We start from the raw sequence: 24,024 nt of genomic DNA on the forward strand, positions 1-24,024 counted from the left end.
AAATTCTTACTCGGGCATTTACCAGTTTTAGGCGGGGACAAGTTTTATTTCAAATCTTTACAGATACCTATTATTAGTTGCGCGATTGTCTGTGAACTCAGCGCAATACGAAGTATTGCGTGTAAAAAAACTCCCGGTTTACCCCCAAAAGGTACACCAAAGAACCCAACAAAACCAACCCATCGAAAGAAAAAACACCAACCATATACACTTAGACTTAATGTGTTAAATTGCGGGGGTGTAATATACTAAAGACACCCCCAAAGCCAGATATTACAAATCCAGGTCATCCAAAGGGCTGCTAAGGCTTCTTAAGGCATCAGATGAGACGTGAAGGTAACGCTCCGTCGTCTTGATATCGTTGTGGCCTAGGGCTTCTTGTATGTAACGGAGGTTCTGACCAGCATCCAGACTGTGCGTGGCAAAACTGTGGCGCAAAGAGTGGACTGTCACATCAGGATTGATGCCAGCCCGGTCGCGTGCGCGACAGAAAAAGGCTTGAATGCTGCGCTTGCTGTAGGCTCCGCCTGACTGCCCTTCGAACAGATATAGCTTCGGATGGTATTGCTTCAAATACTGATCTAATACAGGCATGACGTTATTCGCAAGAACGGTATACCGGTCTTTACTGCCCTTGCCATCTCGAATGAATATGCACTTTCGGCTTTTCTTGATGTCCCGAACTCGCAAATTGACAGCTTCACTAATGCGGAGACCGGCAGAATAGATCAACATTAATATGCAGCGGTGCTTGAGATTAGGCGTGGCGTCAAAGAGCTGACGCACTTCCTCACGGGTTAAAATGGAGGGTAATCTCAGGGGCTTCTTGGGACGGCTGACTTTGTAAAGCTGACGCTGATATTTGAGGACTTTTTCGTAGTAAGCCTTGATGGCATTGATGATTTGATTCTGCGTAGATGCAGAGTAATCCTTTGCTTTTACAATGTGTACAACGTAGTCCCGTATCTGATCCGGACTGATTTCTTTGGCCTCGCGTTGTGGGAAATGCGACAGGAACCGGGCAAAATGATTGAGGTAACTCTTGATCGTCGCATAACTCATCCGCTCTATCAGCAACTGTTCTTCGAAGGCTAGTAGGGCTTTTTCATGCATGGGGGGCAGAGTGGTGCTGGGGCGCCAACGAACCTGCTGCGGCCTTGGTAAACTAATGCTATCGGATTCTCGCCCACGTGGACGGGGCGCAAAATCGGCCTGAACTTCGGGCGTGAGTTCCAAATGCTGACCGAATAGCGAAAATAATAACCGAATGCTCTCTTTGTTATCGGGTAACAGCCAGAACTGACCGGCTGTGTCAAAGTGCCAACCGGGAATGATTTCTAATTTGGATGCCCAGTCACTCCTTACCTCGGGCATTTCTATCTTGAACTTTCCCGATGCAGCCCGGGAAACCCACACTGCCATCTTTTCTTCCCTGACAACAGGGGCCGAAGGGCTTTCTTCGACCTCCAGTTTCATATCCTCCAGAACAGCCTGGTCAATGGACAACCCCGGGAAAGCCGACCGCAGGGCCGTGACGGTACCGGTTGTGCAGGGAAAATACCAGCAACCATGCGTCGCACTGTAACGGTACCCTTCTATCTGCTTGCAACGGTACTTTGCATTACTGTCATACTGCTTAAAATCAATGCGCAGATACTTCCCGCCCCGGTGATGGAAAAAACGGACCTGAATATTTGCTTCCTTGCTTGCTGAAAGATTACTCATTTTACCAGATTTGAAGGTTGACAATCAAATTACACCTTCAAACATAACCTTATAATTCACTGATAGCAAGCAATTTACATTTTTGAACAGACACTATCCGTCTTTAACCGTTAACAGCTGTTATTAACCGTTAAAAACGGATATAAGGTTCAGCTTGTCGTAGTTAAGTAAAGCTTACCGTAACCTTACCAGCATAAATACTCAGCTTTTCTTTCTGTCCAAATAGTACACCGCACCCACAACATACCGCCACCGGGCATGTATACTTTCAAAATCGGGATTACTGTTGTGCCGAAATATAGCACCGTAGGCTTCCCAGGCATTAGTGAACGCATAGCTTGCCTTTACAAATGGCTCGGTGTGAAAAGGCATATAATCGATTTCACGAAGCGGAAGCGTTTCCGACTGAGCCCTCCCTGTACGACGTGTTCATAACAAACTGCACAAAACAGAAAGTGATGCCGTAGATTATATACCCCATACGAAGTGACCACTAGCCATCAATACCGGGGGCAACCCTCTGCATTTAAGCGTTATGGCTGCTGGGGTAGAGCTTCTCGCTCTGCTCCAGCTTATCCAGGATAAAGCTAAGCGACTGACCTGCCCGTGTCTCGTCGCCTGTAGGCTTTGGCTTCCGGAGAATGTGCAGGCGGGAGAGCAACGAATTGCAGGATAAAATTTGGCAAATGCAGCCCAAAGGGTGAAATACCAACTCAGTCTTAGTCCTGCACTTCCGTAGCGGTCCCCCCTAAATCAAATGCACCAAGCGTGTATAATGCGCCCACTGCAAACCGCCAACGTCCGAAAATAGCTTCATAACTATAATTCCAGCGATAACGAAAGAACATGCCGTATACTTCAAGACCCGGCTTTATTGCTGCACTGCATTTCAGAAAGGGCTCTGAAAAGGTCGTACGCTGGCCCGGAACATACAATTTGCCTTTCTCCACTTTATCTTCACCGTAATAACTCAGAGATAGCTCTGACTTGCTTTCATTGCGCCATAATATCCTGGAAAAGCGCCAACCGAAGTTTACCCTCAAAAAGCTATACTCAAACCCTATGGAAAGGGGCATGGTCAGCGTGTAAGCTTTGCTATTTCTGTTCTCCACTACCCGGGCTAATCCGTAGGTGAAATCACTGTCGAAAGCATACCGGTACTTCCGGTGTACCCGGCTTAACGACAACCCTGATTCAAAGAACCAATGCTGGCTTTTTTTGTACCGGAGAAAGCCTCCTGCGGAAAATACAGGTATTCGTGAAGATTCAAACTTGGTAGTAGCACGAGAGTGAAACACTTCGTCCTTGTACTCATCCATGCCTACTCCACTCTCGAGTCCGTAAGTCCAGCTTTGAGCGGATAGGTCAACCACAAACAGGAGCAGGGCTAGAAGAAAAAACCGTGATTTACCGAACATAATTTAAAGCTGAAATATTTGATTTTGACTACCGAAAGTCTGTAATTCATCCGGCATCCTCTTACAAATAATACCGTAGCCCCATCTCCAGCCCCAACCCGAGCACCCTTTCCTGTACAGGTCCCTTACGTAGGCTGTTCAACTGATACCGGCCAATGAGTTGAGTGAAGCCGGAAAGCGACTGCGTCAGGTTGAGATTGCCGCCTACCGATAAAAAACCAATAAAATTGAGCCGGTTCATGGACTCCTGAACCTCAGTAACCGAAGTGCCGCCTTCGTAGGAGCGCTGCTGTACCAAAGTACGCCAGTAAATGGCAGGGGAAACACCTGCTTCGAAGTAGGGCTCGCAGATGGAATTGATCAGCGTATACTTCACGCCCAAAGGAAACTCAAACATCTGATATTCATACCGGTATTCCGATCCAAAGGGCTCGAAGTCCTTTATGACCGTATTAATATCTTGCGCCGGGTCAAAGGATTCGACCGGACTTGTGGTAAAGCCGGGATTCGCATAGCGTGCGCCTGCCTTGATGGATAAAGTGGGGCTGAGCCCCAAATAATAGTTAAACCCGAGACGGTAATTCAATTTGTTGTTCTCATATCCCCGCCGGTTGCTGATCAGCGCTGCGGCAGCTTCATCGGCGGTATTGCCGCTGATCAGGTGGAAACCGAAGTCGCCACCTACCACAACGTCGAAAGCATCCTGCTGCCGCCATCCCGAACGGCCGAACTGCGCGCGCAATTCGCTTGCAACGCATGAAACAAGGAAAATAACGATCCCAAAGAGGGAAAAACTGAGGTTTTTCATGGCAGATGGTTGTTAAATTTGAAGGATTGACATCAAATTTAAAACCTGCTTTACCTGATTTTATTGCGGTTTTCTCTCCAAAACCACTTACCTTAACAAGGCAATAATTTAACCAATACCTATGAAAACGCCGCCCTCCACCGAAAAGCGTACCTGCAAAATTTGCAGACTGCCTATCAAAGGCCGAGCCGATAAGGTCTTTTGCTCTTCTACCTGCAAGAATGCCTACCACGTGGGCTTACGCAAAGCTACATCCGAAGCGGTGCAGCAGACCGATAAAATTCTCCACCGTAACCGGTCTATTCTAATTGAAGTTATGGATGGAAATGTCACTCAGCGAAAAGTCAACCGCTCAGAACTGGATAAGAAGAAATTCAACTACAAATATATCACTGGCTATTCTGTCAATTCCCGGGGCAAAACTTATCATCATGTTTATGACTTCAGCTGGATGGAATTCTCAAACCAGGAAATTCTTATCGTAAAACGAGGAACTTAATAATGGCTTCGCCGACCATAAGTCGCAAAGCCTTTTCTCCTTCCAAGAGTATTTTTGCGATCACCAGACAGCGCGTCTTCGCTTACATTGTTAATCTAAGCCTTTTTGTAATCTTTTGCAACACGGGACGACAAAATTTCTAATTTATCAAAGCTCGTACTGATACAGGCTCCCTTCATAATAACACAACATAAGTAGCCGGTCGTCCTCTAACCATAGTGCCGGCGGGGTGTCAGCAGCAACAGGATAGCCCGTTAGCACTTCCCCATTCATGGAGAATGCCCAAATCCGACGGGACACTTTACTAAAGCCAAAGAGTACAGTTTCATCCTCCAGCTTCCCGGTATGTACGCTGTGCAGAGGCGCTCCAACCGACCAACTTTGTATTTCCAGGAAATCATTACCCTCATAACCAAATAGGCGCAGAACGGTGGTATCCCACATTAAATAGTCGCCCCGGGTATCCCCGGCTATATCCTCAAACTGAAACTGCACGTTTCCCTTGTGATTAGGCATGAGCGACAGGCGGAAGGTCTGCCCTTCCAGATTAAAAACTTGCACATATCCATCTGACTGCCCGATAGCAATGCGTTGCTGCACCTGATCCGCCATAAGATACGATGGTGAAATGGCTTGTGCCCGCAGCGGCAACGTATCCAGCCTCAAACGCCCCAAACGGTCAAAGAGGTATAGATGGCCTGATTCTGAAAGAGCGGCTATGTAATCCTTTCCCTCATACTGTACATGCGCAACCGGAAAGCGGACCAGGGTGTCAACAACAGTATTTGGGCCCCAGCCAGTCAGGAAACGGCTCTCCTGATTATAACCGTATATGCGCTGATCCCGGCTACTCACCCAAAAGGCATAAACAACCGGGTCCTCTAAAAGGCTTACCCGGAGTGGTGCCGCTATGCCTCCGGGAATGACCAGCGGAAACGGCGGATGTGCCTTTCCCTGCCAATCCAGGACATACACCTGGTCTCCTGCTGAAAAGGCAAACGCACCGCGCTGCCCACCATCTAGAGACAAGGGCTGGGGAGTTCCTGAAATGCTGTCCTGAAGCGGATACGACCAGTAAATCTTCCCTTCCAGGCTCCGACAGACCAGTCCTCGGCCAGCTTCCTGCGTTAGAATCCTATGCCGGTAAATGAAAGGGCCAGTAATGAGATCTTCCTCAAGCGGCAATTGCCAGACCAGTGCAGAGGACCGTTGGGAACGGTTGCTACGAGGCCGGCCGGCCACACTAATGGAGCCGTCCTGGTAAATGGCGGCTGTGGAGGAAGCCCAGGCAGACCATAAAGTATCAATCCTTGCTCCTGTTGCGCCCAGTAGTTGCCCGGCCAGCCTGGCCGACCGCCCATGATTGCTGTACCACCAGGCGGCGGGCACTTTGGTGGAATCCAGCACGATCCGGTCATTGAAAGTAGCATCCTGTAATAGGGAAAGCCCCAATGCCCTCGTATTCATCACCTGTTCTATTCCCGACCGTGAGGCACTAAGGGCTACGTAATCTCCAAGTATTACAACATAGGGGTTTTGAAACCCTTCACTAACAAAGGAACTGAACAAGCCATCACCCAGCAGTTGCCGGACTACAAACATTTGGTAGGGGAATTCCGACAGCAGACCCAGCTCTGAGCCCAGTTTCGAGATGTTGCCAGAAGGATCGGTGCCGGCACGGACAGGCAAAAGGACCACTCGGTTGTTTGTAGAAGTACCAGGCAGGGCCAATTGCATAATCACTTTGTGGGTGCCCAGCCACGGACTTAAATAAGGAGCCAAAGGGTCTTCTTCTGGTAAAGGCTCGTTCGGGGTAGTCGTACACCAGGCTAATTGTGCGGGCAGGTACGGAGCGATGTATGATATGCCAGGCACAGTATCCCGCCAATCCCATGGGTACAGCCGGCCCCGAACCTGCAACCGGTCCCGGCCCAAAGCGGTCAGGTGCAGCTGAAGCTCAGATGTTTCGAGCTCCTGAAGCCAGGCTGCAAACCCGCCCGCTGCCATTCCACTGAAGAAGGCAGACAGGTTGTCCAACTCTACCGTTGCTCCTGTAGTTGCAGGTGCCTGCCACCTGCGTTGCCGGTCCTTTAGCGCTGCAATCATGGCTTCTGTCAAGCGTGACTGTGTACCGGCAAGCCATAAATTTCGGTAGCGGGCCACCCAAACGCCTTCCGGAAGAGCAAAGATGGGTATACCCCGGTAGGTTGAAGCAGGGACTTGCGCAGAAACGCGCTGGGCGAGCGCCGACATTTTGCCCTTCCTAACCACTGACCAGCCGTAGGAGGCAGTACCTACCTGTTGCAGCATCCACAACCCGTCTTTCCAGGTGGAATCAATGCTTAGAATCGCAGACTGATCCCGATCCAACTGCGTTAACACCGCGATTTCACCCGCCGACCTGCCAATTATCGAAAAATCCTTATCTTCGTCTTGCATCGAATAGATGACCACGGCAGTTGCAGGCGGCACCGCATCCTCAACTTCCATTGGGTAAATCGCTAAGCGATAAATTGCCAGGGCAATTCCACAACATACTCCTACAACACCGACCCATTTTAAATGAGATCGTTCTGATTGACCGGTCACTTATTGCATGCTTTTTATTGAATTAATTGTAATCCCTATGAGAAAACCATTTCTAAGACTCGGTGGTTTGATGGCATTGCTGGCAGTCGCTCTCGGTGCCTTCGGTTCCCATGGCCTGAAGAGCGCTGTAGATGCCGCTGGTATAAATACTTTTGAAATCGGTGTACGATACCAGTTTTATCACGCTTTTGCCCTGCTCGCGGTAGGGTTGCTGCTGTACTGGCGCAAAAATAAACTCCTCACAGCTGCCGGATGGCTTTTTTTCACTGGCATCCTTTTATTTTCAGGCTCCCTATACCTACTGGCTATGAGTGAGCTGTTCAACTTGAATACTTCTGCCCTTGGCCCCATCACCCCTATCGGCGGCGTGGCTTTCATAGCCGGATGGGCGTGCTTCATACTGGCTACTTTCCAGAAAAATGAAAAGTCTTACCGGCGCAAAGGCAGTGAAGAAGGGTGATCCCCAATGCAAATCCGAACCTTAACATCTCCTTTCGCACAAACGAAGGATGCCTCCCGTTGCATTACCGAACCAAAAAACAATCTCTAATGAAAAAGTTATTTGCAACGGTAGCCGTCTTAGGGCTTTGTATTCAATTCCTGAATGCGCAGGGCGTTTATCTCGGTCCACGTATTGGTGCGACTTTTGCCAACGCTAAAGTAGATGGCGACAATGAACCGGATTTTGACAACCGTACTTCTGTCCTCTTTGGTGGTTCGCTGGAGCTGGGGCTGGGCGACTACTTCGCTATACAACCTGAGGTGAGCTATATTCAGCGGGGATTCGACGGCGGCGATGATGGTATTCTTGACCTCGCCCCATCCCTCACCTTAAACTATCTGGATATTGGCGGAATCTTCAAATTGAAAACGGGTAGCAGTGACCAACTTAGTGCCTACCTTGGTGCAGGACCTTCCTACAGCTATTTGCTGAGTGGAGAAGTCGGAGATCTAGAAATCGATTTTGACGAGGAGGATACCTTTGAACGCGGAGACTGGACGGCTAACTTTGCTGCGGGGGTTCAGCTGCCGCTTGGTGAAAGCTATCTTTTTGTTGATGTGCGATACCTGCTAGGTTTGACTGATGTCAATGAGAATGAAGACATAGAAGTCAGAAACCGGTCTTATGCTATTTCTGCCGGACTAATGCTTCCTTTGTAAGCTAACCAACCGGACTGGAACTATAAAGCGGCTTGCTGCATCCGTGCAACAAGCCGCTTTTTTATTTTTTAAAGCTATTCGCCTGCCAGTTCCGGCTCTTCTTCATCTTCTTTGCGGCGGTTACGCCACCAAATGAAGCCAATAACGCCAATAAGCATATAGGGCGTTGCCAGCATATACAAAATGCCGTTATTCAGACCCTTTCCATCCGTGCCGCCATTCTTGAGGTTGCTTTCGGCAGACATCCGGCACATCGGGCACTGTGCCGATGCATCAGGTGCAGTAGCCACACTTAAGGTCATGGCTAGCGCGAGGATACTAAATAGCTTGATGATCTTGTTTTTCATAATTACTTCCGGTTAAGTCACACAAAGATAACGTTTCCCGTGCCATTTACGTTTCCGCTTTACGGATAATATGGCATTAGCATGAGATAAGCCACCGGCCCTGTCACCGCTACATAAAACCAAATTGGCCATACCCAACGAGCCATTTTCCGGTGGCGGTCAAATTGCCCGGTGTACGCCCGGATAAAGGTAAATAGAATAAAGGGCAGGCTAACCGCAGCCAACACAATGTGGCTAAGCAAAATGACCAGGTAAAGGGTCCGCGTGCTCCCCACAGCAGCCAGCTCCTCAGCGCTCAGCGTGCCATTTCGGTCCAGGTCCCCGAATATGGTCTCTGGGGTGGTAAAGTGGTATGCAACATAGGAAAGCAAAAACAAAACTGACAGGCCTAGTGCCACCATCATGGTCTTCCGGTGTGCTTCTACTTGCTTCTGCTTGATAAAATAGAGTGCAATGACCAGGGTGACCGCTGTTAAAGCATTCACGCCTGCGTGAAAAGGGGCCAGAAAGCCCAGGTCGACTCCTTCTGGCAAAGGAATTTTCACACGGCGCATAACGCCTACCAGAATCAACACGGCTCCTGTGACTATCCAGGCGCCAATGTTTAGTTTTTTCTCGAGTTGTAAATCTGCCATTTCTGTGCTTATTTTTCGGTCTCCCGCTCAAAGATAATATCCGGCTCTTCGACAGGGTGCAAGTTCAGCGTAATGTGTTTAATGAGTAATTTTAAGTCTTCTGCGTTGTTCATGTCATAGGTGCTGCGGACCATCGCGCTGTCTGCAAAAAATAACCGGGCATTGTCCACCAGGCTGCCCGATTGTACCGTGCCTTCCAGCTTCATCGCTTCCGCAAGGTTAGCTACCTGAGCGGCTTCCCCATGTAAAAAGAAGAACTGCTCGGGGTCCTCTACCCCACTGTCGAGGAGCAGCTGCGCTGATTCCGCCATAGTAGCAATATCGGTACCTGCACGGAAGGTCAGGAAGTATACATCTTTGCGCTCATCAAACTGCTCCTTCATGCGCTGAAGCAGTTCAAAATAGGCTTCCTGATGCGCACCCGTATAGAAATGGCCAATAACCAACTGATCGGCAAAACGTGCTGCCTTAACCAGTGAGTCGTTGTAGTTGACGAGCTCAAAATCAGCGAGAGGCGCAATATCTTCCAGCTCATTGATCGCCTGAATTCGGTAGTTCAAGCCTGTTTGCAGATAGTACCAAGAGCCCAGGGGCAGGACCACCAACAGTAACAATAAACCGCCGATTTGTATCAAATTCATCTTATTCTTCGCCATATGCTTGTTGTGCTATAGTTTTCTGGAAAAACACCGTAACCGGGGGATTGTTGAAGGTTTCTTCCTATAACAAAAGGGTGAGAAAACTAATTTTCTCACCCTTCAGCAGATGCCTGTTGTGCAGGCGTATTAGAACGTAAAAGCTTAACCTTTGAATTCGATGATAGCGGAATCGTACCGGAAGCCTTGAAGTTCATCTTTCTTCACTTCTTCTACCTTCTCTTTGTCTTTCTCCTCAATTTGCTGACGGCGCTGCTTCCAAGCTGTTCCTTCCTGAAAGAAAGCGATCAGTGCCCAAACCAGCAGCACTGTAGGCAAAAGCACACTCAGCGCCAGGCCCTTCACTTCGTACCGCATGTGCATGAATTCGTAAATAATGTAGTAGGCTTTGTAGAGCGACAGTCCGATGAGGATAAGCCCAACCAGGTAACCCAGCCAGCTAATATCTTCCAGCCCGCCAATGACATGACCTTTGCCAAGGAGCGAAAAGAATACCTCTACCAAAGTTACTACAGCCAAAAGTACGAGGCCTTTATAAACCAATTTCTTTGAATCTTCGTAGGATAAGTGTCCCATTATTGATAGCTATTTTTTTGGGTGAACAACAAAGTGGGTAGAATTAAAGCAGGTAGAATACCAGGAATACGAATACCCACACCAAGTCTACAAAGTGCCAGTACAGACCGATCTTCTCTACCATTTCGTGACCATTCTTACGAGCCATGTACAAGCCGCTGCCTGCATTGACCATTATGATGATCAGGAAAACCACACCCGAAAATACGTGGAAGCCGTGAAAGCCGGTAATGAAGAAGAACAACGCGCCGAATGCTTTAGGACCGAATTGCTGCATCTTTACTTCGCCTGCATCCGGACCGTCCGTTACCAGGTACTTACGCTGCAGGAAATTGTCAGAATTGACAAAATAGCCTGCGTGGTCACCCTGCGAGTAGTCATGATCGGCGTGGTCGCCTTCGCCATGATCCTCGCCATGACCAGCACCCGCCTTATGAATTAGATAGCTATCTCCGGCTTCAAATACCTCATCGGTTTCTTTGCCATCTGCATCCAGATATACACCAGACTCCACATGTGTGCCGAATGGGTTGACATTGACCGTCATGTGCTCTGTAGCAATAAGGTTAGTCCATTCCCATGCCTGACAGCTAAGGAAGCCAATACCCCCGATAATCGTCAGGAGCATCCAGAAAACAACCCCGTTTTTATTTTCACGGTGCCCTTCCTGTACGCCACGAACCATCGTCACGGAGCTAATGATCAGTAGGAATGACATAATTGTTACGAAAATCAGCGGAGCATCGTGCACGCCGAATGGCGCTGTTGAAAAAACGAAGTCAGGAACGGGCCAGGTCGGGCTGCTGAAACGCAGCGCACCGTAAGCAATAAGAAAACCTGCAAACGTAAAAGCATCAGAAAGCAGGAAATACCACATCATCAGCTTGCCATAGCTCGCTTTGAATGGCGCTTCACCTCCATCCCAGGAGGAACCGCCCTGATTGTCCAAGTCCTGTTTTTCCATTACGGAATCTGTTGTCGCCATCGGTCTTATCTATTTTGTTTGTTTCAGTTGTAGTTGAGTTTAAGACTGCTGCAGGGTAAAAAATACCAACAGGTATACCCACAGAAAATCTACAAAGTGCCAATAGATTAATGTCATTTCAAAACGCAGCTTCCGGGCCGGCGTCACCTTATGCGTTAAAGCAAAAGCATGAATGATTGCCACAATTAAAGCTGCTATGCCTCCTAGTATGTGCGCGGCATGAACGCCGGAAATCACATACACAAAGGACCCAGAAGGATTGGTAGTCAACTCTACACCGATTGATGTGAGCGCCTGCCAGCCCTGATACTGCAAAGCTAAGAAAGCCAGCCCCAAAATTAAAGTAAACACGAGCAATACTCGGTAAGCTTGGGTCTTGCCCCGCTTAAATGCCAGGTAAGAGCCATGTACCGTTGCACTGCTCAGCAGAATAACCAACGTATTGATGTAGAAGATATCCGGTAAACGGAACTCCAGCCAGTTGCCCGCTGCCTGACGCACAATATAGGCGCTCGTGAAGGCCGCGAACATCATTAAGATACTTGCACAGGCGACACCTAATGCAAACTTCTTCGGATGGATTTTACTTCTTGTATATTCAGTTGCCACAGTTGCATTCATAATTATAACTAAATTTTATCTGCAAAAAAGGCCAACAGAGATACAGGAATGTACAGGAAGGAAAAGAACATCAGCATCAATGCTGACTTCCGGTCAGTCTTCCGGTAAAAATTCCAGCTAAACCCTGCATAAGCCAGAGATAAAACAACGACAATCCCAGCAGATATCGCACCTGTCACCCCCATCCAATAGGGGAACAGCCCCACCGGTACCAGGCACAGCGCAAATACAAAAGACTGCAGAGCAATGGAACGGTCCGGTTTTCCCTCTTTTGCAGGTACCAGCTGATAGCCTGCTTTACGATAATCCTCAAAGCCCAGCCAGCCAATTGACCAAAAGTGCGGAAACTGCCACAGAAATTGCAGCGTAAAGAGGATGAGGGCTAAAGGTGTAAGTGTGCCCTGCGCGGCAACGCATCCTATCAGCGTTGGCAAAGCTCCGGGGATCGCGCCCACAAATACCGCTACCGGCGAAATGCGCTTGAGGGGCGTGTACAAAAAAGCGTACAGCACCAGCGAAAAGGTACCGAAAAATGCTGCCCAGGGATTGAACATCGCCAGGAATGTAATGCCAAAAAGACTTTGCAAACCGGCAAACATAACCGCCTCGGAAACCGTCATTCGTCCTGCCGCCAGAGGACGGTCAGCAGTCCGCTTCATCAAACGGTCGTAATCCTTTTCTAAAACCTGATTCAGCGTATTGGCAGCACCTGTCACCAAAAAGCCTCCTGCCGCAAGAATGGCAACAGCCCCCCAGTGCAAAACATCCGCTGCAATAGCGAAAGCCACTACGGATGAAAATACAACAGTAAGGGTCAGGCGGAACTTTACCAGCATGTGGTAGTCCTTTACCCTACGCAGCACTAAGCTGCCCCAACTTAACTGTTCTGCTTTTGTAGACACGTCTGCACCTATTGTATTACAGGAGGTAGACCCCATACTTGAAGGTTACCTCCTGCAAAGTGAATTTATAATTTCAGCTTAATCGCTGGCTGAGTTTAATGCTCATCCCTTGATTCATCAGCACCGACTGGCTGGATTTGGGGAATGAAATCCTTACCATCCTTACCGTAGTCGTATGCCCAACGCTGAACTGTCGGAATCTTACCAGGCCAGTTACCGTGGATGCCTTCGATCGGAGTCGTCCACTCCAGTGTGGAAGCTTTCCATGGGTTGCGGTCGGTCATCTTCTTACCTTTCCAGATGCTGTAGAAGAAGTTCACTACAAACAACAGCTGGAAGCCGAAGGTAATGATCGCTGCTACAGTGATGAACTGGTTCATCAAGTCGAAGGAACCAAAGGCTGCAAAGCTGTCGAAACGGTAGTAACGACGTGGCACACCTGCCATACCCAGGTAGTGCATGGGCCAGAATACAGCGTAAGCACCCACTATCGTGCCCCAGAAGTGCAACTTGCCAAGGGTCTCATTCATGAAACGGCCGTACATTTTCGGGAACCAGTTGTAGATACCCGCGAACATACCAAAGAATGCCGCCACACCCATCACAATGTGGAAGTGGGCTACGACGAAGTAGGTATCGTGCAGCTGAATATCAATGGCAGAGTTACCCAGAAAGATACCCGTCAAGCCACCAGAAATAAACATGGATACGAAACCAATAGCAAATAAGCTGGCAGAGTTAAAGCGGACATTACCGCCATAGAGGGTTGCAATCCAGTTGAACACCTTTACTGCTGATGGCACTGCAATAATCAGGGTGAAAATCACGAAGAAATTCGAGATGAATGGATTTACACCTGACATAAACATGTGGTGTGCCCATACGATGAAGGACAGGAAGGCAATCGCCAGAATAGAGTAAACCATCGCCTTGTAACCGAAAATCGGCTTACGGGAGTGTACAGAAAGTACTTCCGATACGATACCCATTGCCGGCAGGATGATGATGTATACCTCAGGGTGACCCAGGAACCAGAACAAGTGCTGGTACAAAATCGGGCTACCACCTACATGATCGAGGGCCTGACCACCAATAAATATTTCGCTAAGGAAGAAGCTCGTTCCAAGGCTGCGGTCAAAAGTAACCAGCAGGAATGCAGATACCAGAACGGGGAACGAAAGCAGACCAATGATGGCGGTGATGAAAAACGCCCAGATGGTCAGTGGCATACGCCACATGCTCATACCCTTGGTACGCATATTAAGAACGGTGGTGATGTAGTTGATACCACCAAGCAGTACAGAAACTACAAAGAAGACAAGGCTTACAATCCATAGGGTCATACCAGCTCCTGAACCACTGGAAGCTTGAGGCAGGGCACTCAACGGCGGATAAGCCGTCCAACCGCCCGCAAACGGCCCCGTATTCAGGAAAAGGGAGAAGAACATAACCACACCTGCCAGGAAAAAGAACCAGTAGGAAAGCATGTTCATGAATGGGGAAGCCATATCCCGTGCACCTATCTGCAATGGAATAAGCAGGTTGGAGAAAGTACCACTCAGACCGGCTGTCAGTACAAAGAATACCAGTATGGTACCGTGCATCGTCACCAGTGCGTAGTAGAATTCAGGTGCCAGTGAGCCAATGCCCGCGTCATTTACGGTAATCCATTTGCCCAGTACCGGCTTCAGCCATGCCATGTTTTCCTCTGGGAAACCCAGCTGAAGGCGGAAAACAAGGGACATCAGACCACCAACAATCGCCCAAAACATACCTGTAATCAGGAACTGTTTTGCGATCATCTTATGATCCTGACTGAAAAAGTAAGTCGTTACAAAATTTGATTGAAATTTATCGCCGTGGTGATGATCATGAAAGTGATCATCATAACCGTACTCTTCGATCAAAAGATCGTCTTCGTGTACTAGCGGCTTATCTGCAACATTAGCCATCTGCTGAAAAATTTTATTGTTATCCGTTCTAATCGTTGTTGTACTGCTTTAACACAAATGCATGATTCTTGTTCCGAGATTATTCGGCAGAACCTTCTTCCTCAGGAGTTTCCTCTCCAATTGGACTGGCATCTGTAAGTTCGGGCTCTTCTTCCACTGCTTCTGAAGCGAAAGGATCGTCCTCTGTACCTTTAATGGTAGACTCATAATAAGACTGCTGCTCAGAAAGCCAGTTATTGTACTCAGCTTCTGAAACAATACGAACTGCACGGCGCATCGCGTAGTGACCTTTGCCACAAAGCTCCGCACAAGCCAGCTCAAAGTTGAAGTCTTCAAACTTCGTTGGACCTTCGGGATCCTCGGGATCTAATGGTGCGTGCCATTCCGGGTACTTCGGTTCTCCACGATCGTCCAGGGCACCAAGTTTCGCACGGTACTCTTCTGTTGTAGTCGTAGGAGTGAAAACGAAGTAGGTAGGCATACCAGGTACAGCGTCCATTTTTACCCGAAAATGAGGCAGGTAAAAGTTATGTAAAACGTCGCGGGATGTAATCCGCACACGCACCTTTTTACCTACTGGCAAAACAATTTCACTTGGGTGGAAGTCGTCGAGGTTTTTCTCGTCTGACCATACCTGACCAAGCGGGTTGGTTGCGGAAATCATCTTGTAATCCCGGGCACCGAGTTTTCCGTCAGGACCAGGATAGCGCAGGTGCCAGGCAAACTGATAGCCCGTAGCTTCAATTTCAATGAAGTCTTCACCTTCTTCCACGTCCGCCATCACATCATTCCAGGCATCAAGGCCGCCCACTACGAGGAAGGTCATTACTACCGCAGGGATAGCGGTCCAGATGACCTCAAGGCGGTTGTTGTGCGAAATGTACTCTGCCTTGGAACCACGGCGCGCACGGTATTTGTACGCGAAGTAGAACAGCAGAATCTGAGTGATGAAAAATACGATGCCCGTAAAGAACAACGTAATGTTGAATATGTAGTCGATACTGCCACCATGAGCAGAAGCAGATTCGTTAGGGCCGTACCAAAGCATGCTATCCTTGTAATAGATAGCAGACACGGTACAAGCCAGAAGGAACACAATCATGAAAATCATGGAGTAGCCCGCCTGTGTACGGTTGGTCCGCTCCTGTGCTTCCTCTTCACCGCGGATTTTACCCGCCAGCTCTGTCACCTTGCCGATCTGAACGACAATAATGCCAATGAGGATAACGCAAAGTAGTACGAATAAAGCAGTCATTATTCTTTATCTGATTTTATGTGTAATCAATTCTCTTTACTGTTGCTAAAATACACTCATTCAACAGCTTTACACCCGTTCTTGATTTCAGACTAATTTTGTTTAGAATCAGTCTAAATAAGCTGGGTTTTGCAGCCCCCTTTGAACTGCTAATTTAGTGCGCTTCTTCCCCATGCAACTCTACGTGGTGGTGCATAGACTCCTCAAGATAAGGATCGTTTTTCGGTGTCAGCGGCGCTTTAGACAGCTGATTTAGAATTACGTATATAAACAGTGCCAAAAAGCCCAGCATCGTTCCCAGTTCAAGCAGGCCAGGGATCGTGAAGCCCATCTCGAATGGCATAGCGTGCATAGCTGCTTCGGTATGTCCTGGCAACTCCGTGGCAGCATGCTCCGCACCATGGTGCGCACCTTCACCTCCGTGATGCTCCATTGCGTGCATGGCAGTTAGCCGTGCACCTGGCTTAATCATCTGGAAGAAATCCCACCAATGGCCAAAGAAAACCACAACAGATGCAAAAACCATAGTACCGTACTTACGTTTGGTGTCATTGCGCATCAGTACGAAGAAAGGCGCAATGAAGTTCAGTAGCAGGTTACCGTAGAAAAGCACAGGGTAGTTCTCCTGACGCTCTTGAAAGTATACAGTTTCCTCACCGACGTTGCCGTACCAAATCAGCATGTACTGAGAGAACCACAGGTAGGTCCAAAAGATACTGAACGCAAACAGGTACTTGCCGAGGTCATGCAGGTGCTCCTGCGTAACGTTCTGCAGATAGCCTTTGCCCTTCAGGTAGGCAATCAGTATGATAGTAGAAGCCATGGCTGCAACGAACCAGCTTGCCCCGGTGTACCACGCAAACAGCGTAGAGTACCAGTGAGCATCAATAGACATGATCCAAAGCCAGATTACCGCTGCACTGGAGAATCCTGCAATAGGAAGGAATGCCGCTGAATAAATCCGGATTTTACGGTGGTGCTCAAAGGAGGCGTCACCATTCTTGTCTTCATCAAGAGACAGCTGCCGCATTTTCCAGGCAAAAAAGATCCAGATACCCATGATAATGATCGTACCGGCAGAGAACCAAGTGAGGTTCAAAAAGCCAGACTTACCATTCAGGATAGGGTCATTGGCGACTTCAGATGCATCAGTCCAGTGATACAGGTGGTGCATGTGGCCTACTGTGGCAATGACTACAACGGCCATCAAAATTAAGCCAGGTATCAAGAACATGGAATAGGCTTCCCAAATACGCTTAATCAGTGTATGCCAGCCAGCCAATGCGGTTGTAAAGGCAGAGAGGATAAAAAGCGACATCAATGCAATTCCCGTAAAGAAGACGGAATTGTGCAGGTAGTTCGTCCAGAAACGGGTGTGGAACATATCATCACCGAAAAAAGTAATGATCATGCACAACAATCCCAGCCCCATGAACCCAAAAAGGACGTTCCGCTGATTGCCAGTAATCGTGAATTGGTCCATTAGTTATTTTGTTTGAATAGTTTTTTCGATTGCTTTCTTTATACCCTTTTCACAGGATTACTTCTTACCGTGACCGCCGTCACCGTGGCTATGATCATCGCCGTGATCACCTTCTTCACTGTGATCGCTTTCGCTGTGGTCTCCAGCTTCAGCCGGCATTTCTGCTTCATCAGTCATTTTCTGTGCCAGTGAAGGTGCCTGGCTTGCAGGCATACCGAATTCCGGATTAAGGGTATTGGTTTCAGCGTTGTACTCGAGTTTCTTTTCCTTGGCTTGCAGGGCACGAATCCAGTGGATCACCTGCCAGCGCTCTTCGTAGGAAATTTTGTCAGCGTAACCGCCCATCACGTTCTTACCATACATGATAGCATGGTAATAACGGCCATTGGAAGCTTCGAGAAACTGATCAAGCAGGAAGTTGGCAGGTGCAGCCGGGTAGACTGCATTGGGGTTTTCATCGGAAACCAGGTAACCAACACCATCACCTTTCTCACCGTGGCAAATGCCGCAGAACTTATTGTAAAGGTCTTCTCCTTTTGCCAGCCCTTCGGCGGTAATTGGGAAAGGGTTATCTATAATCTCTGCTATAGCGCGCTCACGCTCAGGTTCAGTGTCCTCATAATAATAAGGTACAGATCCATTGACGGGCACCGCGATACCTTGAATCTGATCTTTGCCATTCATATAGGCCATTACGGCATCTGCAGAAGCACCGCCTTCCTGATTCGCAGCCAGGTAAGTACCAGCGTAACCACGAGGCACAGCACCTTTGGCAGGAAGGCCGGCAATGGGCAGCTCTTTGAGCTTCACCACACTGGCACTGTCCCAGGTATTGTAGTAATAATCGGTAAAGACATTCGCTTCCTGAGCAATGGAGTGCCCCATGTCAGGCATGTATTCACTGCCCGGATGGTTGCCATCGGCAGGCGCACAGGAGTGCAAAACCACTACTGCAACGAATGCCCAAAGTATATGCTTGATGTTTTTCATCACATCTCTTGTTTATAGTTCTTTCTTAAATGTTCTTGGTATTCACCTCTTCCGCACCTGTCTGAGAAAAGAAACCTTTCAGCTTATCTGTGAAGGATGCTTCCGCATTCGTCACATCAAATGCGATGCAGAACTTATCATCCGTAATGCGGTCGTCTAATGTCGGGATAGTGACGCCCGGGCCGAGGCCACAGATGATGTAAAAGGTAACCACCATACCTACTGCTGCAAACAATACTGTGAGCTCGAAGGTAATCGGGATGAAGGCCGGCGCAGAGAAATATGGCTTACCTCCAAAAATGATCGGCCAGTCGCGGGTAAAAACCCATGTCATAAAGAGAAAAGCCGTCAGTGTGCCGAGCATACCGTATACAAAACCAGTAATGTGCAGGCGGCTTTCCGCAAAGCCCAGCTTAGGATCAAGCCCATGGACCGGGAAGGGCGTAAACACCTCCGTTATTTCCAGCCCTTCGGCATTGGCATGGTCTACCGCCTTGAGCAGGTACTCCTCGTCGTTGTACAATCCGTACAGAATATCTTTATTTTGATTGCTCATTATTCTAGCGTTACAGATTCTTCAAATTGGATTAATGGGCGGCTTCCTTGCTGCCTTGGTGCGTTTTATTGGCATTCGGGCCAATGTACTGATCACCTCCCGCCTTTAAGATACTCTTAATCTCCGCTACCGCAACCACTGGAGCGACGCGCACGAAGATGAGGTAAAGCGTAAAGAACAGCCCCAGAGAACCAATGAAAATAATGATTTCCACCCAGGTTGGCACGTAGTAGCTCCAGCTTGATGGGAGGTAATCCCGTGCCAGTGTGGTCGCAATAATCACAAAGCGCTCAAACCACATACCGATATTCACGAAGATGGACATCACAAAGGTAACGAAGACGTTCCGGCGCAGGCTCTTCCACCAGAAAATCTGCGGTGAAAGTACATTGCAGGACATCATACCGATGTAGGACCAGTAATACGGCCCAAGTACACGGTTATAGAAAGCAAATTGCTCGTAAATATACCCGGAGTACCAGGCGATGAAGAGCTCCGTCAGGTAAGCCACTCCAACAATAGTGCCGGTGGCCAGGATTACCTTATTCATGCTCTCTATATGCTCGAGTGTAATGTAGTCTTCCAGTTTGAGGATTTTCCGCGTCATGATCATCAGGGTCTGCACCATAGCAAAACCGGAGAAGATCGCACCCGCAACAAAGTAGGGCGGGAAAATCGTGGTATGCCAGCCGGGGATCACGGAAGTGGCGAAGTCAAAGGATACGATAGTGTGCACCGAAAGTACCAGTGGTGTCGCCAGGCCTGCCAGTACCAGGGAGAGTGCTTCCCAACGCTGCCAGTGCTTGGCGCTGCCCGTCCAGCCGAAGGACAGGAAGTTGTAAAGCTTGCGGCGGATACCTTTCGCACGGTCACGTACCGTTGCAAAGTCAGGTACCAGACCAGTATACCAGAACAGCAGCGATACCGTAAAGTAAGTCGAGATCGCAAATACGTCCCAAAGCAGCGGTGAGTTGAAGTTCACCCACAGCGGACCGCGTGTATTCGGGTAAGGGAAAATGAAAAACGCCAGCCAGATACGCCCCATGTGGATGAGGGGGAACTGACCTGCGCAGATAACGGCAAAAATGGTCATCGCCTCCGCAGCCCGGTTTACACCAGTCCGCCAGCGTTGACGGAATAGCAGAAGGATGGCTGAGATAAGTGTACCGGCATGACCAATACCTACCCACCATACGAAGTTGGTAATGTCCCAACTCCAACCGATGGTCCGGTTGAGATCCCAGGTACCAATGCCCTGCCAGATCGTCCAGGCTACACCAAAGACGAACAGCGCCAGGCCGGTCACCGCTACAATGAAAGCCAGCACCCAGGCAGCGCTCGGCGTACGCTCCGTTGGCGAGCAAATATCTTCAGTAATCTGATGGTAGGTCTTACCACCGGTTACTAAGGGTTCACGAATTGGAGATACTACTGCACTCATTATAATCGAGTCGTTAAATGTTATTTAATTATTGAAGCGGTGGGGAGCAAGCTCCCCACTAGCTTTATGCATCGAGTTCTTCGTTCTTGTTGTTGACACGTGCCTGGTAACGCACTGCTGACTGGGTGTTGATTTCTTCCAGCACCAGATAGTTCAGTGGGTTTTCCAGACGCTCTGCCAGGATGCCTTCCTTATCGTTGTCGTCACCAAAGACGATAGCGCCGGTTGGACATGCCGTCTGACAAGCGGTCTTCACGTCCTGATCGCGAAGTTTACGCTGCTCGCGCTTAGCAGTCAGCTTGCCTTCCTGAATGCGCTGTACGCAGAAGCTGCACTTCTCAATCACACCGCGTGAACGAACCGTCACGTCAGGGTTGAGGACCATACGGGTCAGGTTGTCTGCACCAAATGGGATGGCTTCTTCGCCGTTCAGGTCGTACTCATTGGCACCGAACAGGTCAGCTGTGGTGTAGTCGAGCCAGTTGAAACGACGTACTTTGTAAGGGCAGTTGTTCGCACAGTAACGCGTACCGATACAGCGGTTGTAGGTCATCTGGTTCAGACCTTCTGAGCTGTGGTTGGTTGCAGCTACCGGGCAAACGTTCTCACAAGGCGCGTTGTCGCAGTGCTGGCACATCATCGGCTGGTAAACCACATTCGGGTTCTCATAGTCGCCGTAGAAGTAGCGGTCAATCCGCAGCCAGGTCATCTCGTGGTGGCGTGCCACCTCGGTTTTGCCAACTACCGGTACGTTGTTTTCTGCAATACAAGCTACCTGACAGGCACCGCAGCCGATGCACGCATTCAGGTCGATGTGCATGGACCAGTGGTGGCCCTGATCATACACCTGCTCCTTGTACTCATCGTAAGGATATAGGGTGTGGCTGTTCAGCTTTTGTGCCTCAGCCCGCTTTTCTTCGATGTGGTGAGAAAGGTCTTCCAGCTCAGACAAGCTTCCCTGGTAGATGATCGAACGGTTAACCAAACCACCCTGGAAACCTTCTCCGATAGTCATGACCGTCTTTTCATCGACGTTGATTTCCTCTCCGGTTTCAGGATCTTCACCGGTCAGCCCCATTGAATGGTGGTACTGTACGCAGGCGAAGCGGTCTTCTTCAGCTACTTTCTCAGATACGCTATCTACGGTGGCATAGTACTGTACGTTGCCGTTTTCGTCGTAGGAAGTCCACGGGTAAACGTCTACACCTACATTATTGCCGATGGCACGGCCCAGCATGCCGGTTTCGGTACGGCCGTAGCCCAGTGCAATGGCTAGTGTGCCCTGCATCTGCCCAAACTGCCGCACCACAGTACAACGTTGTGCTGCTCCGTTTACCGTAACATCTACAATATCAGCTTTACCCTTGCTTTCGTCCGGGTTCAGCCCCATAAAAGAAGTGAACTCGTTGCCACCGTCCCAGCCAACTGGAATGGCGAGATAGTTGCCCCAGGTACAGCGGTTAACCGGGTCCGGCATCTCAAGAAGCCATGGGTTATTGCTGTAGGCGCCACCGCCCATATTGACGGTTTCGTAAAGGGAAATTTCGAGTTCGGCATTGGAAGGCTTTCGCACCATGCCTGCTGCAGCGTTTACATCGCCGGCAAAAGCAGGTGCCTCAGCAGTATCTTCAGCTACAAAGACGCCATCGTGCAGTACGCTGTCCCAAAACATCTTAAAGGTCGCGAAACCATTCTGCTTAGGGAACAGGTTTTCCTGCCAGTGCTTCTTCATGTAGTTGAAGATGAAAGCACCAACGTCTTCCTTAGACTTTTCGTAGTAGGGGTTGGACTTCTCGGTGATTGCGAGGCTATCCGCACTGCTACCGCCCATCACGCTCATCATATCGTACTTCGCCCAGCGGAGCAGGCTCTCTTCGGTTTGACGGCTGCCGGGGCGGCCTACCGTATTGAAGATCGGTGCGATGGTGGGCTGAATCAGGCTGTAGTGGCCGCGCTTAGGCTCCACATCGCCCCAGCTTTCCAGGTAGTGGTGGGTAGGTGTGATGTAGTCGCACAGGGTTACGGTCTCGTTAGGCACCATGGAGAAGGAAACCTTCAGCCCTACCTTTGAGGCCGCCTCGCGGAACTGTGCTGCATTAGGCAGGTCAAATGCAGGGTTGGCACCGTCCATTACGAACAGAGCATCCACCCGGCCGGCGCCCATCGCCTTCACCAAGTCCTGCACCGGCTTGTCCATACCCTGACGCTGCATAGAAGCGGCGTTGAAGTCCAGGGTACTGCCATAGTTGCCGAGCATATTGTTGATCGCATTGATCAGGATCTGCTCGCCTTTATTGTTGGAGCCGGAAACCACCAGGGACTTGCCGCGGTTGCTGACCAGCTCGTCTGCTACTTTTTGAATCTTGCCAGCCGTGGCACCTTCCAGGTTTGGTCCGCTTACACGGGCACCACCTGTCTTGGCAGCAACGGCGTTGTACAATGCAACAATAGCTGCGCCCTGCTCAGAAGGCTTCACCATGATGCGGTTGTCCGCGTTGGAACCGGTGAGGCTCATGTGGCTTTCCACCTGAATGTGGCGGGACATCTTCGCGCCTTTCACCTTATTAATACGGCGGTTGGTCGCGTATTGGTTGGCAAACTCAGTTGGAGAAATCCAGGTGCCGAGGAAATCAGCATCGAAGCTGACAATCACATCAGCTTTATCGAAGTGGTAAGCCGGGATCACCGCCTGACCGAAGGAAGCTTCGTTTGCTTCCAGGATGGCGGAGCTTGAAACCGGGTCGTACATGACCACTTCTGTATTGGGGTAAGCCGCTTTGAAATCTTCAATGGCTTTCTTAGTCGTTGGGCTCATGATGGTGTTCGCCACGATCCGAATGCTGGAACCAGCAGTCAGCTTGCCCATAATTTCACCGTCGATTTCTTCCCAGGACGGGCCCCGCTCATTGCGGTCAGCAGAACGCTGAATCTTGCCCTCTTTCACCCGGTAAGGACCATCGAGACGGTTGGTATCGTAAAGGCTGAGCACGCTGGCCTGCGCACGGGCGCTCGTACCGCCTTTTGTAATATTGGAAAGGGTGTTGCCCTCAATCTTGATGGGACGACCCTCACGAGTCTTCACCAGCACGGGGCAGTAATCTCCGCCCTGCACAAAGGAAGAAGCATAGTAAGTAGCGACGCCCGGTACAATTTCATCCGGCTTGACCACATAAGGTACCGCGCGCTTCACAGGGATTTCGCAACTGGCAGCCAACGTGGCAGCACCAAGACCAAATCCGAGGTATTTCAGGAAGTCCCGGCGGGAAGCTTCCGTATCCATCGCGCCCTGCTTAGACAGGGTGTCAACGACAGGCAGTTCTGTGAATTCGTTTTTGTTTGTTTCCAGGTAGCTGGGATCGTTTTGCAGTTGGTCCACACCGATCCAAACACCATTGTTTTTATTCTTCATTGCTACTTTTTTCAGA

General features: G+C 49.4%; 21 protein-coding genes. 3 read left to right on the forward strand and 18 right to left on the reverse strand.

Translation table 11 applies throughout. The features are described from left to right. Positions 1 to 273 precede the first annotated feature (273 nt). From MRY86_RS09110 to MRY86_RS09120, 3 genes are all read right to left on the reverse strand, one after another. Positions 274 to 1,725, reverse strand: coding sequence for a site-specific integrase (locus MRY86_RS09110; protein ID WP_293568365.1), 1,452 nt, complete (start codon positions 1,723 to 1,725; stop codon positions 274 to 276). Between the two features lie 719 nt (positions 1,726 to 2,444). Next, positions 2,445 to 3,143: a hypothetical protein gene (locus tag MRY86_RS09115; protein WP_293568367.1), complete on the reverse strand. Its 699-nt coding sequence runs from the start codon at positions 3,141 to 3,143 to the stop codon at positions 2,445 to 2,447. Between the two features lie 61 nt (positions 3,144 to 3,204). Continuing rightward, positions 3,205 to 3,951, reverse strand: coding sequence for a hypothetical protein (locus MRY86_RS09120; protein ID WP_293568368.1), 747 nt, complete (start codon positions 3,949 to 3,951; stop codon positions 3,205 to 3,207). A gap of 121 nt (positions 3,952 to 4,072) precedes the next feature. On the opposite strand from MRY86_RS09120, the gene MRY86_RS09125 reads away from it, so the two are divergent. After that, positions 4,073 to 4,450: a hypothetical protein gene (locus tag MRY86_RS09125; protein WP_293568370.1), complete on the forward strand. Its 378-nt coding sequence runs from the start codon at positions 4,073 to 4,075 to the stop codon at positions 4,448 to 4,450. Positions 4,451 to 4,597: 147 nt separating this feature from the next. Here the strand turns inward: MRY86_RS09125 and MRY86_RS09130 are convergent, their stop codons facing one another. Then, entirely contained in the window at positions 4,598 to 6,940 is a 2,343-nt protein-coding gene (locus MRY86_RS09130) for a hypothetical protein (protein ID WP_293568372.1), read from the reverse strand. A 136-nt stretch (positions 6,941 to 7,076) separates the two neighbouring features. On the opposite strand from MRY86_RS09130, the gene MRY86_RS09135 reads away from it, so the two are divergent. Next, positions 7,077 to 7,499 (forward strand): DUF423 domain-containing protein, encoded by a 423-nt coding sequence (locus MRY86_RS09135; RefSeq protein WP_293568374.1) that lies wholly within the window; start codon positions 7,077 to 7,079, stop codon positions 7,497 to 7,499. An 89-nt stretch (positions 7,500 to 7,588) separates the two neighbouring features. Beyond that, positions 7,589 to 8,200 (forward strand): porin family protein, encoded by a 612-nt coding sequence (locus MRY86_RS09140; RefSeq protein WP_293568376.1) that lies wholly within the window; start codon positions 7,589 to 7,591, stop codon positions 8,198 to 8,200. A gap of 74 nt (positions 8,201 to 8,274) precedes the next feature. Here the strand turns inward: MRY86_RS09140 and MRY86_RS09145 are convergent, their stop codons facing one another. From MRY86_RS09145 to MRY86_RS09210, 14 genes are all read right to left on the reverse strand, one after another. After that, positions 8,275 to 8,547 (reverse strand): hypothetical protein, encoded by a 273-nt coding sequence (locus MRY86_RS09145; RefSeq protein ID WP_293568378.1) that lies wholly within the window; start codon positions 8,545 to 8,547, stop codon positions 8,275 to 8,277. A gap of 59 nt (positions 8,548 to 8,606) precedes the next feature. After that, positions 8,607 to 9,182, reverse strand: coding sequence for a DUF420 domain-containing protein (locus MRY86_RS09150; RefSeq protein WP_293568380.1), 576 nt, complete (start codon positions 9,180 to 9,182; stop codon positions 8,607 to 8,609). 8 nt (positions 9,183 to 9,190) lie between these two features. Then, a complete protein-coding gene (locus MRY86_RS09155) occupies positions 9,191 to 9,838 on the reverse strand; it encodes a hypothetical protein (RefSeq protein WP_293568382.1) in 648 nt (215 codons plus the stop codon). 144 nt (positions 9,839 to 9,982) lie between these two features. Continuing rightward, positions 9,983 to 10,414 (reverse strand): cytochrome C oxidase subunit IV family protein, encoded by a 432-nt coding sequence (locus MRY86_RS09160; protein WP_293568384.1) that lies wholly within the window; start codon positions 10,412 to 10,414, stop codon positions 9,983 to 9,985. 43 nt (positions 10,415 to 10,457) lie between these two features. After that, positions 10,458 to 11,399, reverse strand: coding sequence for a cytochrome c oxidase subunit 3 (locus MRY86_RS09165; protein WP_293568386.1), 942 nt, complete (start codon positions 11,397 to 11,399; stop codon positions 10,458 to 10,460). Positions 11,400 to 11,438: 39 nt separating this feature from the next. Further along, entirely contained in the window at positions 11,439 to 12,020 is a 582-nt protein-coding gene (locus MRY86_RS09170) for a cytochrome c oxidase subunit 3 (RefSeq protein ID WP_293568388.1), read from the reverse strand. An 8-nt stretch (positions 12,021 to 12,028) separates the two neighbouring features. Further along, complete coding sequence (gene cyoE / locus MRY86_RS09175) at positions 12,029 to 12,922, reverse strand: heme o synthase (RefSeq protein WP_293568390.1); 894 nt, start codon at positions 12,920 to 12,922, stop codon at positions 12,029 to 12,031. 95 nt (positions 12,923 to 13,017) lie between these two features. Then, complete coding sequence (locus tag MRY86_RS09180; protein ID WP_293568392.1) at positions 13,018 to 14,874, reverse strand: cbb3-type cytochrome c oxidase subunit I; 1,857 nt, start codon at positions 14,872 to 14,874, stop codon at positions 13,018 to 13,020. Positions 14,875 to 14,953: 79 nt separating this feature from the next. Continuing rightward, positions 14,954 to 16,129, reverse strand: coding sequence for a cytochrome c oxidase subunit II (locus MRY86_RS09185; protein WP_293571286.1), 1,176 nt, complete (start codon positions 16,127 to 16,129; stop codon positions 14,954 to 14,956). Positions 16,130 to 16,283: 154 nt separating this feature from the next. Next, positions 16,284 to 17,612, reverse strand: a complete 1,329-nt coding sequence (locus MRY86_RS09190) for a hypothetical protein (protein ID WP_293563494.1) — start codon at positions 17,610 to 17,612, stop codon at positions 16,284 to 16,286. A gap of 57 nt (positions 17,613 to 17,669) precedes the next feature. Then, the gene (locus tag MRY86_RS09195) at positions 17,670 to 18,602 is read right to left on the reverse strand and encodes a c-type cytochrome (RefSeq protein WP_293563493.1); all 933 of its coding nucleotides are present in this window, start codon (positions 18,600 to 18,602) and stop codon (positions 17,670 to 17,672) included. Positions 18,603 to 18,627: 25 nt separating this feature from the next. After that, on the reverse strand, positions 18,628 to 19,158 hold the full coding sequence (locus MRY86_RS09200; protein ID WP_293563492.1) for a DUF3341 domain-containing protein: 531 nt from the start codon (positions 19,156 to 19,158) through the stop codon (positions 18,628 to 18,630). 31 nt (positions 19,159 to 19,189) lie between these two features. Next, positions 19,190 to 20,599 carry an NrfD/PsrC family molybdoenzyme membrane anchor subunit gene (nrfD, locus tag MRY86_RS09205; RefSeq protein WP_293563491.1) on the reverse strand — a complete coding sequence of 470 codons (1,410 nt, stop codon included), beginning with the start codon at positions 20,597 to 20,599 and terminating at the stop codon, positions 19,190 to 19,192. Between the two features lie 64 nt (positions 20,600 to 20,663). Beyond that, on the reverse strand, positions 20,664 to 24,008 hold the full coding sequence (locus MRY86_RS09210; RefSeq protein WP_293571288.1) for a TAT-variant-translocated molybdopterin oxidoreductase: 3,345 nt from the start codon (positions 24,006 to 24,008) through the stop codon (positions 20,664 to 20,666). Positions 24,009 to 24,024 lie beyond the last annotated feature (16 nt).

Origin of the sequence: Phaeodactylibacter sp., assembly GCF_022763345.1 — a bacterium.
Classification (GTDB): Bacteria; Bacteroidota; Bacteroidia; order Chitinophagales; family Saprospiraceae; genus Phaeodactylibacter.